This is a genomic window from Amycolatopsis sp. lyj-109, assembly GCF_046548995.1.
Classification (GTDB): Bacteria; Actinomycetota; Actinomycetes; order Mycobacteriales; family Pseudonocardiaceae; genus Amycolatopsis.
The window spans coordinates 275,387-292,945 of record NZ_JAJPWR010000002.1; the positions used below are offsets into that span (position 1 = coordinate 275,387).

Here is a 17,559-nt window from a genome sequence, read left to right on the forward strand (position 1 = left end):
TCAGCCCCCACCCTGCGCGGTGAAGGTGCTTCCGCTGTCCTGGGAGTACGGCGCGCCTTCCCACTCGCCGATCTCGAGGACGCGGTCGGGCGAGTGGGCGATGAACGTCCAGGGGCCGGCGTAGCTGTTGTCGTGCCAGCGGTTGTCCTGCTTGAACGTGATCGCTTCCTGGACGTCGTCGCCGCGGTAGGGCGACCAGTCCGGGTAGGTGCCGAAGTTCGACAGCAGGCCCATCCGGCCGCAGGAGGCCTGGCAGCCCACGACCGCCGGGTCGAGGACGAACTTGTTGTCGTGGATGTCGACGTGCTGGGTCTTCCAGCGGCAGTCGGCCAGCAGCGTGCCGCTGGTGATCGCCGGGGCCGAGCACTCCTTGACGGCCGGTACCAGCTTGGTGCAGTCGCCCGACGAGGTGTTGGCCGGGCTGTTGCAGAAGCGGTCGGCGTTCTCCCACAGGGTGATCCCGGACCAGTTGTTCTCCAGGTAGTTGCGGGAGATGTCGATCTTCGCGGTGCGCGCCTTGATCCGCGGCTCGCCGCCGGACTCGGAGATGTAGATGGCCGACGTCGGGAAGTTGTCGCCCTTGTCGGCGTACCGGCGGCCGTCGGCCCAGTTGTTCTTGCGGATCGTGTTGTCGCGGATGATCGCGTTGTAGCTGATCTCGTAGATCAGCGCGGCGCTGTCGTTGTTCTCGATGAGGTTGCCCTCGATGAGGAAGTCGTTGTTGTTCGTGTCGGCCCACAACCCGGTGCCGTGGTTGTCGTGCACCCAGTTGCCGCGCACGTCGGCGCCGTTGACGGCCCAGAACTTGACCCCGCCGCTGCAGCCGCAGCCGTCGATCTTCGCTTCCCAGTCGCCGGTGTTGTTGCCGGCGATCTCGTTGCCCTCGACGACGAGCGCGGTGAGCGGCGTGCCGCCGGAATAGGCGTTCATGCCGTACTGGCCGTTGCGGCGCAGGCAGTTGCCGCGCACCTGCTGGCGCGCGCCCGCCATGAGCCCGGCGCCGTCGTTGTCCTGGATGGTCGAGTGCTCGATCAGCCAGCCGTCGCCGGAGTCGTGGTTGACCACGCCTTCGTCGTGCGGAGCGACGAAGCCCTGCACGGTCAGGTAGGTGATCTTGACGTTGACCGCGTGCCCGGTGAAGGCGTACTGGTTGAGCTTCCGGCCGTCGAGGACCGCGCTGGGGGCGCCGATGTAGATGTCACCGTCCTTGGGGGACACCTGGTCGTACTTGTCGTCGCCGAGGATGTGCTTGCCGGGTTTGAGCCAGAACGTCGTACCGGGGCCGGCGGACCGCGTCTTCGCCGCCAAGTCCCCCGGCACGGCCGGGTCGATGACGACGGCCCCCGCCGGGGCGGCCGAGGGGCCGGCCGGCTGCTTGTCGCACACGGCGGCGACCGATCCGCTGGGTGCCGGGGTGGCCTGGGCGGGGCCGCCGTCGGTGTCCGGCCCGCCCGAGCACGCCGCGACCGTGAGCAGGACACCGAGCAGCGGAACTGCGCGGTGGAGTCGGAAGCGGCGGGCTGTCACGGGCGGGTCCTAACTGAAGCGGAGCAAGGTGGTGAGGTGACCGGGCGACCCGGAGCCGATAAGAGTGGTGGCAGGTTCCTTGCGCCCGAACCCCGCGGAGTACCACCCCAACGGGGGTTCGGTATCCCCCCGGTGCACGGTCCACGCGAGTTCGGACGGCAACTCCATGACGGCGGTGCGGACAACGCTTCCGGCACCCGTGAGGGAACCGGAAACCCGCCCGGCAACCGGATCGGCGACGGAACCGGCCCCGACCGCCCCACCGGCGACCGGCGAACCGAGCCGCCCACCGTCCGCCGAAGACCCGACCGGGGAACCGGCCCGGCCAGCCGGCCCGGCGGCAGCGGAACCGGCGTGGGCTGGCGACTCGGCAGCAGGAGAACCGGCTTGAGCTGCCAACTCGACGACAGGAGAGCCAGCCCGGCCTGCCGACTCGACGGCTGCGGAACCAGCCACTGGCCCACCGGCCGCAGGGCCGGGCTCACCGGCGAATGGCGCACCGGCAGCGGCCGTCCATCGAAGGCGGGCGGTGGTGCCGTCGAGCATGACCGTCACCGACGGGCCGAAGTGGAACGCCAGCCGCGCCGCCTCCGGCACGCCCTCCCCCCGCACTTCGTCGACGATCTTCAGCACGTCGCCGTCCAGCTCGACCGTGCGGCGGTGGACCGCCGGGGCGTAGCCGTCGTGGGCGGCCGACCAGCGGGACGGGCCGTCGTCCGGGGTTTGCACGTCCAGGACCTTCGTCACCGCGTGGCGGGTCCACAGGAACGGGCCGCCCGAGACCGACTGGTCGTGGCCGGCCAGCTCGAGCGTGTTGTGGCCCAGCGTGGACCGGAAGTACGACCGCCACTGCGGCTCGCCGTGGTAGCAGAACGTGCCCGGGTCGGCCAGCACGTCGACGCCGTCGTGGCGGACCTCCAGCGACAGCGCGTCCGCGTGGGCGTGCGCCGCGATCGAGAGGAACCCGTGAGGACCTCCGTCACAGCGGACCCACACCGGGCCCGAACGCAGGATCGTCATCCCCGCGTCCCGCAGGTGCGCCGGACGGCGGCCCGGGCGGACGCCCGAAGCGCGCGGAGTCCGCGAAGCGAGGGAGGCGAGCAGGGCCGTGCGGACGTCGTCACCCGGGACCGGCGGCCACCAGTCCAGGCGGCCGAACAGCGCCTCCCCCGACGCCAGCAACGACGCCCAGCGGTCGGTCGACGTGCCGTCGACGATCAGGCCGAAGCCGTCGTCGGCGTCGCCCTGGCGAGGCGGCCGCAACCGGGTGTCCACAATGGATGCCAACGCGTCGGTCATCCGGAGCAGGACGCCCCACGTCGAATCCGGCACCGGCGTGCCCGCGGCGTCGGCCTCGACCGCCGCCGCCAGGCCCAGCTCCAGCACCAGGCCGTGGTACTCGGACGCCAGTTCCGCGTTGAGGCCGGACGGGAACGTGTTGCGCCCCAGCTGGACGTCCAGCGAGCGCGTCGCCGCGACTCGCCAGCCCGCCGACTCCGGGAACCAGCCGAACGCGCAGGCCGCGGCCAGCAACCCGGCGTCCTCGGCGATCACGTGGTTGTTCGCCGACGAGCCGTGGCTGCGCAGCGTCGCGAGCCAGTTCTGGTGGTGCCACAGCTGCAGCTGGAAGTCCGGGTTCTCCTCGAACAGCTCCGCCGCGCCCGGCCAGCCGTCGAGCAGCCGGCGCGTCCAGACCCACGACAGGAGCCGGATGCCCAGCTCGATCCCGCTCACCCAGTGCGGTCCCTGCAGCGGCGGGTTGGCGGCCCACCAGGACCGCAGGTGCTCTGCCACGCGCGAGGCGTACGCCGACGAGCCGGTCGCCGCAAAGGCCGCCGCCAGCACGGTGAGGTGCTGGTGGCGCGACGGCTCCCAGATCTGCTTGATGTCGCCGACCGTGTCCTCCGACCGGTACGGCACGTCGAACGCGTACCTGTCCGAGGGCGCGCGGCGCCCGGTCTTCGGGTCGAGGAACCAGTCGGGTGCCTCGAAATCCGTACGCTCGACACCGAAGAACTCCGCGCGACCGGCCATCAGCTCGTCGGCCGTGGCCAGGAGCCGCGAAACAGCCTCGCCGGACACCTTGCCCAGCACTCCGGTGGGCAGGGTCGCGGTGAAGCGCGGGTGCGCAGGCCAGTCCGGCGGCGTCGGCAGCGTGGACCGCCACTGCCGCTGGACGACGGCGTGCCGCGCACGGCCGACGACCTCCGCCGGCCCCATCCGGGACAGCCGGCGCAGGTACCAGCCGGGGCCCATCATGCCGGGACCCCCGGCTCCAGCCGGACCGGCGCCACGCTCGTCATGCCGGGGTACCCGCCTTCCGCGGCAGCTCGATCCGCACCGGTGCCGCGTTCGCGGCGCTCGTCTGCGCGGCCAGGGTCGCCAGCGTCGTCGCGGCCAGCGAAGCGATCGAGATCGGCATCGGCGAACCCGTCCGCACCGCCGACAGGAACGCGTCGACCTCGGCCGCCTGGCCCTTGTCCCGGCCCTTCGGGATGCGCGAGCTGGCCCACTTCTTCCGCGAGTACACCGACGCGCGGACGAAGTCGTCGAACTTGAGGACCTTGCCGTCGGCGACGACGTCCAGGGTCTCCTTCGGGAAGCCCGACGAGCCGGTCTCGGCGTAGGTGATCACCGCGGTCGAGCCGTCGGCGTAGCCGAGGGTCACCTGGAGGTCGCCGGTGGCGTACACCGAGATCGGGTCGGCGTCGAGCAGCCAGCTCACCGTGTCGATGAAGTGGCCGCCCTCGCCGGCGAAGCGGGAGCCCTCGGAGTCGGTCTGGTTGTACCAGCTGCCGTGGTCGAGGCGGCCGGCGTTGACCAGGTACCGCACGCTCGCCGGGCCGACGCGCGGGCCGAACTGCTCGCGGGCCTCGTGCAGCAGCGGCGCGAACCGGCGGTTGAAGCCGACCTGCAGCCGGTCGTTGCCGGACTCCTCGATCGCGTCGAGGACCTTCTGCAGCTCCTCCGGCGACAGGGCCAGGGGCTTCTCGACGAACACCGTCTTGCCCGCGAGCAACGCCTGACGGGTCAGCTCGGCGTGCGAACTGTGCCGCGTCACGACGAACACCGCGTCGATCGACGAGTCGCCGAGAACGTTGTCGATGTCCGTCGACGCCGCGGCGAAGCCGAACTTGCGCCGCGCGTTGGCGCCGGACAGCGCCGACGTCGTCGCGACGTGCTCGAGCTGCACATCGTCGCGCTCGACCAGGTGCGGCAGCAGCATCGACGACGCGTAGTTGCCCGCACCGATGAAGCCCAGGCGCACCGGCTGCCCCGCCGGAAGCGCGGCGGGCGAAGACGAAACCACCCCGACCCGCGCGGAGGTGACCACGGGCTCCGTCCGGGCGACCGCGTCCGGGTAGCGGAACAGCACCGCCACCGCCTTGAGCGCGCCCTCGTTCAGCGACTGGTACGTCGAAACCGCGTCGGAGAAGTCCGAGACGTGCGTGATCAGCGGCTCGACGTCCAGCCGGTCGCGCGCGATCAGGTCCAGCACGCACTCGAGGTTGCGGCGCTCGGTCCAGCGGACCTGGCCGATCGGGTAGTCGCGGCCTTCGAGCTCGTACGACGGGTCGTAGCGGCCCGGCCCGTAGGAGCGCGAGAACCGGACGTCCAGTTCCTTCTCGTAGTAGGCGTTCCACGGCAGGTCGAGCTTGCACTTGCCGATGTCGATGACCCGGCCGCGGTCGCGCGACAGCTTCGCGGCCAGCTCCACCGGGTCGTTCGTGTTGCCGCCGGCGGCGAGGTAGGTCTGGTCGACGCCCGCGCCGTGGGTCAGCTCGTCCACCGCCGTGTCGACGATGCCGGACGCCGGGTGCGCGCAGGTCAGCGCGCCGAGGGTCTCGGCGAGCTTGCAGCGCTCCGGGTCGGGGTCGACGCCGACGACGCGCACGCCGGACGACGCCAGCAGCTGCACGACGAGCTGGCCGATCAGGCCGAGGCCGATGACCAGGGCGACTTCGCCGATCTGCGGCTCGCCGCGGCGGACGCCCTGCATCGCGATCGATCCGACGGTGCCGAACGCCGCGTGCCGCGGGTCGACGCCGGCGGGCACCGGCGAGTAGAGGTTCTTCGGCACCCAGTTCAGCTCGGCGTGCAGCGCGTGCTCGTTGCCCGCGCACGCCACGAGGTCGCCGACCTTGACGTCGGTGATGCCGTCGCCGACCTGCTCGACGACGCCGCACAGCGAGTAGCCGAGCGGGGTGTAGGAGTCCAGTTTGGACGTCACCTTGCGGTAGGTCGCCGAAAGACCGTTCGTGGCCACGCTCTGCATGACCTTCGCGACCTGGTCGGGCCGGGCCTTCGCCTTGCCCACCAGCGACAGGCTGGCCTCGGACACCTTCATCATCTCGGTGCCGGTCGAGATCAGCGAGTACACCGTCCGCACCAGCACGCCACCGGACTTGCAGGCGGGCTCGGGGACTTCGAGGAGCGCCAGTTCCCCGCTCTTGTAGTTCTGGACTACCTGCTTCACTTCGCTCCTGCTCCAGACATCGCGTTCCGGTACCAATACTCGAGAGTCAAGACGTGCCAGAGGTGCTTGCCGCGGTCTTCCTGGCCGGCGGCGTCCTCGGCGACCATGCGCTGCAACGCCTCGCGCTGCAGCAAGCCGGACTGCACGAGCACGCCTTCGTTGACGACTTCGCGCACCAGCGGCGCCAGGTCGCGGCTCATCCAGGCTCGCAGCGGCGCGCTGAACAGGCCCTTCGGCCGGTGCACGATCTCGCTGGGCAGGATGTTCAGCGCCGCGTTCTTGAGCGCGACCTTGCCGGCGCGGCCGACGATCTTCTTGTCGCCGGGGATCTTGAACGCCGCCCGCACCACCTCGACGTCGACGAACGGGGTCCGCACCTCGGTGGACGCCGCCATCGTCGAACGGTCGGTGTAGGTCAGGTTCAGCCCGGGCAGGAACATCCGCGAGTCGGCCAGGCACATCCGGTTGACGAAGTCGTCGAGCGCCTGGTCGTGGTACGTGTCCGCGTGCTCGGTCAGGACGGAGTCGACGTCCGCCGCGAGGTCCGGGTTGACCAGGGAGAGCAGCTCGGCGCGGTCGTACATCGTGTAGCTGCGCCGGAACGCCGTCTCCTCGGGCAGGCCCGCGAAGGACAGGAACCGCTTGGCGAACCGCACCGACCGGTAGCCGCGCTTGGCCGACGCCACCGGCAGCCGGTCCACAATGGACTCGACTGGCCGCCGGACCGCGCCCGGCACCTTGTGGTAGCGCAGGGCGATCAGGTTCGCGAGGTGCTTGCGGTACCCGGCGAACAGCTCGTCGGCGCCCATCCCGGACAGCATCACCTTGACGCCGGCCTCGCGCGCGGCCGAGCAGATCAGGAACGAGTTGATCGCCGCCGGGTCGCCGATCGGCTCGTCGAGGTGGTAGGTCATCTTCGGCAGCAGGTCGAGCACCTGCGGTGCGATCTCGATCTCGTGCAGGTCGACGCCAAACTTCTCGGCGACGATGCGGGCGTACTTGAGGTCGTCCGGCATGGCCTCGAACTTCGCGTCCTCGGCCCGGAACCCGATGGTGTAGGCGGAGATCCCGGGCTGCGACCGCGCGGCCAGTGCCGTCAGGTAGCTGGAGTCCAGCCCGCCCGAAAGGAACGTCGCCACCGGGACGTCCGAGAGCAGGTGCTTGGCCGTCGACTCGGAGATCACGGCGTGCAGGTCGACCTCGCCGTCGAACGCCGCGCCCTCCTCGGCGACCTCCCGCAGCGACCAGAACCGGCCGCGGTCGACCTGGCCGTCCGGGCGGCAGCGCAGCCAGGTGCCCGGCTGCAGCTTCTCCGCGCCCTGGTAGGCGCACCGGCTGTCCGGCACCCAGTAGTAGAGGAGCGACGCGATCAGGGCCGCGTTGTCGACCTGCAGCGACCCGCCGAGCTCGCCGGCGAGCGCCTTGAGCTCGGAGGCGAAGGCGACCCCGCCGTTGCGCTGCACGAAGAACAGTGGCTTGATGCCCAGCTGGTCGCGGACCAGGAACAGCTCGCCGGTGCCCTCCTCGAACAGGGCGAAGGCGAACATGCCGCGCAGCTTGGGCAGGCAGTCGGTGCCCCAGCGTCGCCACGCCTGCAGCAGCACCTCGGTGTCGGACGTCCCGCGGAAGCGCACGCCGGCCGCGGAAAGCTCGGCTCGCAGCTCGGGCGCGTTGTACAGCTCGCCGTTGTAGCTCAGCGCGAGCCCGTCGAGGACCATCGGCTGGGCGCCGGTCTCGGACAGGTCGATGATCGAGAGCCGCCGGTGGCCCAGGTGGACTTCACCGGGGCCGGCGCGGTGCTCGTAGCGGCCGGAGCCGTCCGGGCCGCGGTGGGCCAGCGTCTTGGTCAGCCGGTCGGTGAGCGGCCCGCCGTCCGGCCAGAGGTAGGTGCCTGCGATGCCGCACATCTCGGGTGCGTTCCCCTTCGGTCGCGGCGCGGGTCAGGAGACCTCCGCGCTCTTTTCGGGTTCGAGATCGCCCTTGTGGCTCGGTTCCCCGTGATCACGCTTGAACGGCGTCGGCCGCTTCTGGGGTTTGACCGGGGCGAACTTCTTCGTCGGCGCGTTCAGGTGGTCCGGGACGCTCACGCTGCCCGGTGGCGGCAGTGGTGAGGCCGGTGGCCTCGGGGTGGCGAGTGCGGGCGGGAGCACCTGCCGGACCGGGCTGAACCGGCGCGTCGGCTGCTCGGTCGTGGCGACGCGCTCGGCGACGCGGGCGACCAGCTCGTCCAGGCGGTCTTCGCGTTCGGCGGGAGCCGGTGCCGCCGCCGGGCGGGCGCGCCCGCGCAGGGCCGTGTGCAGGCCGTCCCACAGCGTGCCGTCGGACTTGTCGCGCGGATCCGGGTCGACCAGCACGACGCCGAGGATCGGGATCTCCTGGTCGGCCAGCTGCCGCGCGACGGTGTGCAGCCAAAGCGTGTTCGCGTGCCCGGCCTTCACGATCAGCACGGTCTCCTGGCCGAGGTGCTCCAGGTCGGTCCAGGCCGTGCCCGGCGACACCGTGCCGACGCCGACGCGGCGCTCCTGGGGCGTCCCCGGCGGGTCGACCGCGCCGACCACGGAGACGTCGCTCTTGGTTTCCCGCGCGAGCTTGCGGACGTCCTCACCCGGCAGGTCGTCGAGCACGCTCGCGGCGCCCTCGGCGGCCAGCTCCGCGGCGATGTCCAGGCTGAGCGCGGCGGCGACCTTCGACGCCCCGAGCTCGAGCAGCGACACCCCGCGCGGCTCCTGCTTGATGAGCCGGACCAGGGTTGTGGCGACGCGCTTGCGTTCGGCGACCGCGCGCGAGCGCCGCCACAGCCGGGCGGGGCCGCGCAGCTTCGACGGCAACTGCGCGATCACGGACGCGCCGAGGTGCGTCGAGATCTCGCGGCGCAGCACCGGCCGGTCGCGCGAGACCGCGCCGACGGCGACGAGCGCGAGCCCGAGGGCCAGGCCGAGCGCGAACCCGATGCCGCCGTTGGTCGCGGTGGTCTTGAGGAACGCCTGGGGCAGCGCGCGGGCCGCGTCGACGACCTGGGTGCCCGCGGCGACCTGCGGGCTGCCGATGCCGGCCTGCTGGGCGCGCGAGGTGAAGTCGGAGATCTGCGCGGTGAGCGCGGCGCGCCGGCTGTAGAAGCTCTCGAGGGTGGGCTGGCTGGACTGGCGGCCCTTGCCCTCCTCGTCGACGATCTGCTGCTCGATCTTGCCCAGCTCGTCCTGGGCGTTCTTGCGCTGGTCGAGGATGGCCTGCGACTGGGCGGCCGCGGCCGCCTGGCTGCGCTTGACGTGGTCGGCGATGAACGTCTCGGCCAGCGCCTGCGCCCGCGCCACGGCCTCTTCGTTGCTCTTGGCCTTGACGGTGATCTGCAGGACGTTGTTCGTCAGCCCGAGGCCCGCGTAGTTCTTCATGAAGTCGTCGGGCGAGTCGGTGCTGCCCAGCTTCTTCAGCGCGGCTTCGGCGATCTGGGTCGTCTGCAGCACGGCGACGTCGGTGCGCATCAGCGTGCCGCTGTCGGTCGGCGAGTCGTCCTGGTGGACCACGATGACCTTGGCGACCGCGGTCGGCGGGGCCGGCAGCACGACCGCGAGCGCCGCGCCGGCGATGAGCCCGAGCAGGGCGGTGGCCAGCCAGAACCGCTTGCGGCGGCGGATCGCGATGAACAGCCGCTGAAGATCGACCAGTGGCGCGGCGGGGGTTTCGGGAGTAGTCGTCACGCCGAACCTGCCAGGGCTTTCTCGGGGGCTTCCGCCGCGGGTTCGGGTTTCTCCGGCTGAGGCGGCCGGACGGGGTGGGTGAGGACCGCGCCGACGAGCTCCTGGCGGGCGTCGGCGCAGGCCTCGGCGAGCCGGACGAGCTGCCACGCGGTGCGCGTGCCGGCGCCGAGCACGACCAGGACCCCGGAGCTCGCCGTGGCGTCCGGCACCGTCGGCTGGTCGGGCGAGAACTCGAAGATCCGCAGCGGCACGGACAGCCGGTCGGCCAGCTCGGCGAGCTGGGCGGCGGCCAGGCGACCGGTGTCGTCGTCTTCGGCGACCAGCAGCAGGACGTCGGCGGGGCCGGTGGCCAGCCGGGCCAGCACCCGGCGGTAGCGGATGTCGCGGTTGACCTCGTCGGCCGAGGTGGCGACCGGCGGCAGCACCCACGGCCGGTCCCCGCCGAGCAGGCGCCGCACCTTGCCGAGGAAGCCCGTGGCCGGGACGCGGTCGCCCTGCGGGGTCGCGACGTCGACGCCGGCCAGGATCGGCGCGCCGAGCGCGGACGCGATCTGCGGCTCGCCCCGCAGCCGCCGGTCGGTGCGGGCGGTGAACAGGTGGCCGAACACGCCGGCGAGGAAGAACAGCACCGCGCCCCCGGCGACGAGCTGCGTCATCGTGGGGGCCGCCGGCGACGTCGGGCGCTGGGACGGCCCGAGCACCACGGTGTTGCCGATGCCGGTCGCGAGGTCGGCCTGGTTCAGGTCGTTGATCGCCTGCTCCAGCGACGTCTTCAGGCCTTCGAGCTGGGTGCGGACCTGCACGCTCTCCACGGTCAGGCCGCCACCGACGTTCCTGGCGAGGTCGCTGATCTTGTCCGTGGTCAGCTTGACCTGCTGGCGCAGCGACTCGCGCTGTTCCTGGGCCAGCTGCACCGAGGCGTCGGCGGAGTTGCTCGCCAGCTGCGTGGAGTACTTGACGTACTGCTGCGCGACCTGGTCGGCGAGCTGCTGGGCGTGCTCGGCGGTGTCGGCGGAGACGGTGATCGTCACGACGTTGCTCTGCGCGACCGACGCGCTGACCTGCTTCTTCAGGTCGGCGCCGCTGGGGTGCCACGGCAGCATGGCCGCGGCGCGGTCGAGGACGACCGAGGCGGTCGCGATCTCGGCCTGGGTCAGCAGCTCGTCGGCCTGGCGCGGGCCCTGGAGGAGCACGCCCGAGGTCGTCTTGTAGCCGGGCGAGAACAGGATCGACGCTCCGGCGCCGACCAGGGCGCCCAGGACGGCGAGGGCGGCCAGCAGCCGCCACCGCCGTCGCAGGACCTGCCCGACCAGGGCCAGGCGCACCGTGTCGTCAGTCAACGGCGGGATCTCCATTCCTGAGACGAGTACGCCGAACGGGTTCAGTGGATCGGCCGGTTACCCCAACCGTCGTCGGACCGGGAGCTTTGGTTACACGTCCGGTGGGTTCTGTTACATCCGGGGCTTCGCCCCGGGCCGGGGGCTCCGCCACCAGGAACCCCCGAAAATCCTCCTGACCCAACGGCGATCAGGACTTCACAGCGTGCTCATACGCGGCCAGCAGGGCCTTCGCGGAGTTCTCCCAGGAAAGCGGACCCGCCACCCTGGCCTGCCCGAGTTTACCCATCCGGGCCCGCTCTTCGGGATCGTCGAGCAGCTGGGCGACGAGCTTGGCGAACGCCGACTCGTCGTTGGCCGGGGCGTAGACGGCCGCGTCGCCGGCGGACACCCGCGCTTCCCGCAGCTCGAACGAGACGATCGGCTTGCTCATCGCCATGTACTCCATGACCTTGTTCATCGTGGAGACGTCGTTGAGCGGGTTCAGCGGGTCCGGCGACAGGCAGACGTCGGCGGTGGACAGATAGCGGACCAGGTCCTCGTCGGAGATCCGGCCGGTGAACTCGACCTGGTTGGCCAGCCCGAGCTTCGCCGACAGCGCGACCATGTCGTCGAAGGCGTCACCCGAGCCGACGAACACCGCGTGCCAGTCGGTGCGGCCGACCTCGTCACGCAGCTTCTCGAGCGCGCGCAGGGCGTAGTCGACGCCGTCCTGCGGGCCCATCACGCCGAGGTAGGCGAGCAGGTACGGCTTGCCCTTCTTCAGCTCGGGCTCGGCCGGCACCTCGTGGAACCGCTCGACGACCGGGGCGCTGCGCACCACGAAGACGTCCTCGGGCTTCTTGCCGCCGCGGATCCGGGCGACCTGCTTGTAGCTCTCGTTCGTCGAGATCACGACGTCGGCGGCGCGGTAGGTGGCGCGTTCGAGCGCACAGACCCCGCGGTAGAGGAGGTCCTGCCCGCGGTCGAACCGGGACAGGTACAGCTCCGGGCACAGGTCGTGCTGGTCGAAGATGAACCTCGCGCCCTGGCGCTTGAGCACCTTCGCGACCAGGTAGAGCAGGTCCGGCGGGTTGCAGGCGTGCACGACGTCGACCGGCCCGATCCTGCGGGCCAGCCGCAGCGTGTGCCACAGCGCGGTGCCGTACTCCTGCAGGTAGCCCGCGGGGCCACCGGTCGCCGCCGTGAGCGGGTAGCGGTGGATGTGGACGCCGTCGACGACGGCTTCGGCCTCGGTGTCCCGTTTCGTGCCCTGCGGGCAGATCACGTGGACTTCCCACCCGGCGTCGCGCAGGGTCGTGGACTCCTGCCAAACGCGCCGGTCGAAGGGGACAGAGAGGTTTTCGACGAGGATGAGCGCTTTACCAGGCAAGGCCGGCATATCCCTCTTCAAGGCGACGCTCGGCGGCGTCGGGCAGGCGGACGAGGTCGACGATCTCCCGGCCGTGCGGCAGCGCCGCCAGCACGTCCGGGTCTTTGGTGCCCACGAGCAGAACCTCGGCGTGGTTCACGACCTCGCCGACGGACCCGGCCAGCAGCTGCCCGAGGTGCGGCAGCCGGCTCTCGATGTACTCGCGGTTGGCGCCCATCAGCCGCGAGAGGCTGACGTTGGCGTCGTAGATCTTCAGGTCGTACCCCTTGCCGAGCAGCTTCTCGGCCAGCTCGACCAGCGGCGACTCGCGCAGGTCGTCGGTGCCCGGCTTGAACGACAGGCCGAACAGCCCGACCTTGCGCTTGCCGGTGCGCGCGACCAGGTCGAACGCGCGCTGCAGGTGGTCGTCGTTCGACGCGAGCACGTGCGACAGGATCGGCACGCTGACGTCGGCGCGGTGCGCGGCGTAGACGAGCCCGCGCAGGTCCTTCGGCAGGCACGAGCCGCCGAAGGCGAACCCGGGCTTCAGGTAGGCCGGGCTGATGTTGAGCTTGGTGTCGGAGAGGAAGACGTCGATCACCTGGTGCGAGTCGAGGCCCAGCGCCCGGCAGATCGAGCCGAGCTCGTTGGCGAAGCCGATCTTCAGGCCGTGGAAGGAGTTGTCGGCGTACTTCGTCATTTCCGCGACCGGGATCGGCACCCGGAACATCGGGCCGGGCAGGCCCTCGTACAGCGCCGCGACGGCATCGCCGCTGGCTTCGTCGATCTCGCCGATCACCGTCTTCGGCGGGTCGAAGAAGTCGCGGACGCTGGTGCCCTCGCGCAGGAACTCGGGGTTCACCGCGACGCCGAAATCGACCCCGGCGGTGCGGCCCGAGGCCTTCTCCAGGATCGGGACCAGCAGGTCGAGGCAGGTGCCGGGCAGCATGGTGCTGCGGAAGACGACGGTGTGCCGCTCGCTCTTCTTGGCGAGCGCTTCGCCGATTTCCTCGGCCACCCGCTCGAGGTAGACCGTGGAGAGACTGCCGTTCGGTGCCGACGGCGTACCGACGCAGACCAGCGAAATCTCACTGTCGGCGACGGCTTCCGCGACGTCGGTGGTGGCTCTCAGCGCACCACTCGCGACCACGTCGGCGGTCAGCTCGCCGATCCGCTCCTCGACCACCGGGGCGTTGCCCTGGGTGATCAGGTCGATCTTCACCGGGTTGACGTCCACGCCGACCACCCGGTGTCCCTGCCCCGCCAGGCACGCGGCGGAGACACAACCGACGTAACCGAGCCCGAAGACACTGATCTTCACGCCAAAACCTCCGCTATTCCGCGCGACCCTCAAGTTGGTCGGCGGGCGCCCCTGGATCGTTACCGCGGGGACGGCGGACGGGGGAACGCGTGAGACTGCGGTGAGACGCAAGGGATTCGAGTGAGAATTGTGTCTCGATCCGGGACGCGGACCGGCGGCGGACCGTGGACGAGGACCACGATTCGCCGCCGGGCGGAAAATAGGTGTCAGTTGTTGTTCACGAAAGTGGTGGCGAGGCTTTGGCCCTTGCTCACCGCGTTGGTGTGGTTCTCGATCGGCGACACGGTCGAGTTCTTGAAGCAGATGTAGGTGACGCCGGAGTCGGTGCCGCCGTTGGACGGGTCGGGGTTGATGCCGAGGTCCTTCGCCGTCGCGTAGGAGGCTTCGCCGATGATCTGCGACGGCCCGGTGTCGCCGATGACGGTGTACTCGACCTTGCCGTTGTAGATGACCGCGCAGGAGCCGCCGCCCTTGAGGCCGGAAGAGGAGTACTTCCAGATGCTGCTGGAGCTCGGCACGACGATGTAGGGCAGTTTCGCGGCGTTGAGCGGCTTGCCGTCGGACTGGTGGAACGCCGTGTCGTCCTGGAAGCAGCAGTCGGTGTTCTCGTTGCACTGCGAGGTGCGCTGGCCGTCGCAGTCGATGTCCATGTCGGCTTTCCAGAACACCGCACCGTTCGCATCGCAGACGGCGACCGTTTTGCTCGAAACGTCTTCATCGGTCTTGTACTTGCCGTTCGAGATCTGCTTGCAGCCGGTGGTCTTGGCGAGCAGCTGCGCGGCGGTGGGGGCGGCTGCCACGGTGGCCGGCGCCGCGGCCGGGGCGGGCGACGCCGACGCGAGGGCCGACGGCATCACGGCCGCCGCCAGCGCGAGCGTCGCGAGCAGGATCAGTTTCCGCATTCCTGGTGCTCCCTTTAGTTAGGAAACTTTCCTTACGGCGGCGAGGCACCAGGATGCACCGCGGAGGTGCGGGCGTTCAAGGCCTCCGGGTGCGGGAATTTCCCATCAGGTGGCCGAAGTTGACGAAAAGGCTGCTCATCGGCGGCGGGAGCGGCGAGAAGCTGCTCGCACCGTGTACCGCTCTGCGGCACAGCCGAGCAGCCTGCCGCAGCTTGTCGTGAGTGGTAATTAGGGTTCTAACCCGAATTACCACTCACGACTCCTCGGCGGCCAACCGGGCGGAAGAGCCGGCCCAGCCAGCTCTCGCGCCGCCGGGAGCCGGCGAGCACGCCGTCGAGCCAGTCGCCGTCGAGGTCGTGCGGGAGCTCGGTGCGGGCCTGGAGCCAGCCGTCGCGGCGGGCCGCCCCGCCGTCGCTCGAGTAGACGCGGGTGGCGCCCGCCTGCCGCAGCCGTGCGAGCACGCGCCGGTCATACGCGCCGAACGGCAGCGAGTACCGCCGCACTGGCCGGCCACACAGGTCGCCGAGCAGTTTCGGGGCGTCCTTCAGCTCACGGTCGGCGTGCCGGTCGTCGAGCCGCCGCCAGTCGCGCGGCTCCCAGCCGTGCGAGCCGATCTCCATCCCGGCCTGCACGAGCTCGCGCAGCCCGCCGCGGTCGACGTACCCGCGTTGCCCGAGCCGGCCGGCGAGGGGGAAGAACTCCGCCGTCAGCCCGCGGTCTGCCAGCCGCGGCAGCACGATGTCGACGTCGGAGTCGTTGCCGTCGTCGAAGGTGAGGCGGACGTCTTCGCTGTCCGCGGCGACGTCGAGCACGCGCTCGAACTGCTCGACGGTCAGCCAGCGCTCGTCTTCACCCGGATCGAGCTGGCGCGTCGGCCGGCCCACTCCGTGCACGACGAGGATCACCGTCACCACATCCCACCGCCTGCCACCGCGAGTAGTCGATTTGTTACTCCGATTAATCGCGATGGCAAACGGGTGAGTTACACGTTTTTGCCGTTATTTAGCCTTTGCGGATCTCCAGCGTGCAGCACTTCGGGCCGCCGCCGGCTTTTCGCAGCTCAGAGATGTCGACGTAAACGGGCTCATACCCCCGCGCAGCGAGAAGTTCACCCAAACGGGTGGCCTCGATGGGGAGGACGACATTGCGGCCGTCGGACACACCGTTGAGGCCGAAACACTCGGCGTCTTCCTTGGTGGCGAGCACCGCGTCCGGGAACACCCGCTCCAGCACGCGGCGCGAGCCGACCGAGAAGGCGTCCGGGTAGTAGACGATCTGCGCGCGGGTCGTGTCCGTCGCCTCGGCGAGCACGAACAGCGCGGTGTCGAGGTGGTAGTAGCGCGGGTCGATCAGCTGCAGCGAGACGACCGGGACGCCGAGGACCTCCTGTGCCTCGGCGTGCGCGGCCGGGTCGGTGCGGAAGCCGGTGCCGGCGAGCAGCAGGGAGCCGGTCCAGGCGAAGTCGCCTTCGGCCTCGTTGATCTTCTCCGGCATGGTGATGTCGCGGTAGCCGTGCTCGACGAACCAGCGCCGGAAGTGCTCGGCCTCCGCGGTGCGCTGCGGGGCGCGGAACCGCGAGCCGAGCACGCGGCCGTCGACGACGGTGCCGGAGTTGGCGGCGAAGACCATGTCGGGCAGGCCCGGCTGCGGCTCGATCTCCTCGACGGTGTGGCCGAGGCGGCGGTAGGTGTCGCGCAGCTCGGTCCACTGCGCGACGGCGACGTCGGCGCTGACCGGCTGGGTCGGGTCCATCCAGGGGTTGATCACGTAGTCCACCGCGAAGTAGCGCGGCGGGCACATGAGGTATCGACGAGTGGTCGGTACGCGCATCGCCTGCATGATTGCAGGGTAAGGGGACCTAATATCGCAATCAATCGCTGTTCGCTGCGCGTATCTGTGCTAAATGTTGCGTGTGAACACCATCGACCAGCGAATCGTTTCGTGTCTCGTGGCGAACGCGCGCTCCAGCTACGCGGAGATCGGCAAGGTGGTCGGCCTGTCGGCGCCGGCGGTGAAACGCCGGGTCGACCGGCTCCTCGAAACGGGCATCCTGCGGGGCTTCACCGCGGTGGTCGACCCGGAGGCGCTGGGCTGGGGAACGGAGGCGTTCGTCGAGGTCACGTGCCAGGGCAACATCACGCCGGCCCGGATCCGGGCGCGGCTGGAGCCCCTGCCGGAGGTGGTGGCGGCGTACACGGTGTCGGGCGCGGCGGACGCGATCGTGCACCTCCGGGCGGCGGACATCCACCACCTGGAGACGGCGCTGGAGCGGCTGCGGGGGTTGGAGATCGTGGACCGGACGGTGTCGACGGTCGTGTTGTCGCGGCTGCTGGAGAGGCCGCCGACGCCGGAGCAGTGACGCCTCCGGCCCCCGGTGTCCAGTTTACCGGCGGGGGCCCACAGTTCTGGCCCCTCGGAGGACCGCGTGTGGACAACCGGGCGACAGGCGATCAGGTGTGGACAACTCGGGGCGGCAGGCGCAAGACCGGCCCAAAACTGTCGGCCCCCGCCGATACGCTGTTCACCGGGGGGCGGCGGCCCGACCTCACCCCGCCAGCGCGCGCAGCACCGCCGACGCCTCGTCCGGGTGCAGCCGCAGCTCCGTCCGGCCAACCGCTGCCTGGAACGTCACCGCCTGCCGGTCCACCGCCTGCACCGTCAGCTCCCCCGGCTCGAACACCGCCTGCTCGGACAACCCGGCCCGTCCCCGACGACCAGCCACCCGCGCCGCTCACGGCCCGCCGTCAGCTCCTCGGAGCGCAGCACGCACGGGTACTCACCCGCTCGCCCCGCCCGGCCGCCGCGGGCTCGCGCCCGGCGGCCACCGAACACCTCGACCGTGTCGATCATCGTCAGCAGGTTGCCCGCCACCACGATGATGCCCTTGACCAGCACCCCGGCCAGTTCCCCCATGACTCCGGTAATACCGGGCCGTGCCACCCTGGGCCC

Annotated in this window: 14 protein-coding genes; 1 reads left to right on the forward strand and 13 read right to left on the reverse strand. The window is 70.8% G+C overall.

The genetic code is table 11. From position 1 onward, the window contains the following. The 11 genes from ACLJQF_RS05010 to ddaH form a co-directional block, all read right to left on the reverse strand. The gene (locus ACLJQF_RS05010; RefSeq protein ID WP_410607014.1) at nt 1–1,527 is read right to left on the reverse strand and encodes a right-handed parallel beta-helix repeat-containing protein; all 1,527 of its coding nucleotides are present in this window, start codon (nt 1,525–1,527) and stop codon (nt 1–3) included. Nucleotides 1,528–1,536: 9 nt separating this feature from the next. After that, complete coding sequence (locus ACLJQF_RS05015; protein WP_410607015.1) at nt 1,537–3,786, reverse strand: alginate lyase family protein; 2,250 nt, start codon at nt 3,784–3,786, stop codon at nt 1,537–1,539. 40 nt (nt 3,787–3,826) lie between these two features. Continuing rightward, nucleotides 3,827–6,004 (reverse strand): bi-domain-containing oxidoreductase, encoded by a 2,178-nt coding sequence (locus ACLJQF_RS05020; protein WP_410607016.1) that lies wholly within the window; start codon nt 6,002–6,004, stop codon nt 3,827–3,829. Next, a complete protein-coding gene (asnB, locus tag ACLJQF_RS05025) occupies nt 6,001–7,911 on the reverse strand; it encodes an asparagine synthase (glutamine-hydrolyzing) (protein WP_410607017.1) in 1,911 nt (636 codons plus the stop codon). Before asnB ends, ACLJQF_RS05020 begins: the two co-directional genes overlap by 4 nt. A 33-nt stretch (nt 7,912–7,944) precedes the next feature. Next, nucleotides 7,945–9,699, reverse strand: a complete 1,755-nt coding sequence (locus ACLJQF_RS05030) for a Wzz/FepE/Etk N-terminal domain-containing protein (RefSeq protein ID WP_410607018.1) — start codon at nt 9,697–9,699, stop codon at nt 7,945–7,947. Continuing rightward, complete coding sequence (locus ACLJQF_RS05035; protein ID WP_410607019.1) at nt 9,696–11,054, reverse strand: exopolysaccharide biosynthesis protein; 1,359 nt, start codon at nt 11,052–11,054, stop codon at nt 9,696–9,698. Before ACLJQF_RS05035 ends, ACLJQF_RS05030 begins: the two co-directional genes overlap by 4 nt. A 172-nt stretch (nt 11,055–11,226) precedes the next feature. Next, nucleotides 11,227–12,417, reverse strand: a complete 1,191-nt coding sequence (locus ACLJQF_RS05040) for a glycosyltransferase family 4 protein (RefSeq protein WP_410607020.1) — start codon at nt 12,415–12,417, stop codon at nt 11,227–11,229. Beyond that, complete coding sequence (locus ACLJQF_RS05045; protein ID WP_410607021.1) at nt 12,398–13,708, reverse strand: nucleotide sugar dehydrogenase; 1,311 nt, start codon at nt 13,706–13,708, stop codon at nt 12,398–12,400. Before ACLJQF_RS05045 ends, ACLJQF_RS05040 begins: the two co-directional genes overlap by 20 nt. 206 nt (nt 13,709–13,914) lie before the next feature. Then, nucleotides 13,915–14,610: a glycoside hydrolase family 75 protein gene (locus ACLJQF_RS05050; RefSeq protein ID WP_410607022.1), complete on the reverse strand. Its 696-nt coding sequence runs from the start codon at nt 14,608–14,610 to the stop codon at nt 13,915–13,917. Between the two features lie 236 nt (nt 14,611–14,846). Continuing rightward, complete coding sequence (locus tag ACLJQF_RS05055; protein ID WP_410607023.1) at nt 14,847–15,524, reverse strand: polysaccharide deacetylase family protein; 678 nt, start codon at nt 15,522–15,524, stop codon at nt 14,847–14,849. An 88-nt stretch (nt 15,525–15,612) separates the two neighbouring features. Further along, the gene (ddaH, locus tag ACLJQF_RS05060; protein ID WP_410607024.1) at nt 15,613–16,449 is read right to left on the reverse strand and encodes a dimethylargininase; all 837 of its coding nucleotides are present in this window, start codon (nt 16,447–16,449) and stop codon (nt 15,613–15,615) included. Between the two features lie 73 nt (nt 16,450–16,522). Between ddaH and ACLJQF_RS05065 the strand changes: the two genes are divergently transcribed. After that, nucleotides 16,523–16,969, forward strand: a complete 447-nt coding sequence (locus tag ACLJQF_RS05065) for an Lrp/AsnC family transcriptional regulator (protein WP_033261465.1) — start codon at nt 16,523–16,525, stop codon at nt 16,967–16,969. Between the two features lie 186 nt (nt 16,970–17,155). On the opposite strand, the gene ACLJQF_RS05070 is transcribed toward ACLJQF_RS05065, so the two are convergent. Both ACLJQF_RS05070 and ACLJQF_RS05075 read right to left on the reverse strand, forming a co-directional pair. After that, nucleotides 17,156–17,305 carry a hypothetical protein gene (locus tag ACLJQF_RS05070; protein ID WP_410607025.1) on the reverse strand — a complete coding sequence of 50 codons (150 nt, stop codon included), beginning with the start codon at nt 17,303–17,305 and terminating at the stop codon, nt 17,156–17,158. After that, nucleotides 17,269–17,523, reverse strand: a complete 255-nt coding sequence (locus ACLJQF_RS05075; RefSeq protein ID WP_410607026.1) for a hypothetical protein — start codon at nt 17,521–17,523, stop codon at nt 17,269–17,271. Before ACLJQF_RS05075 ends, ACLJQF_RS05070 begins: the two co-directional genes overlap by 37 nt. Between the last annotated feature and the right edge of the window lie 36 nt (nt 17,524–17,559).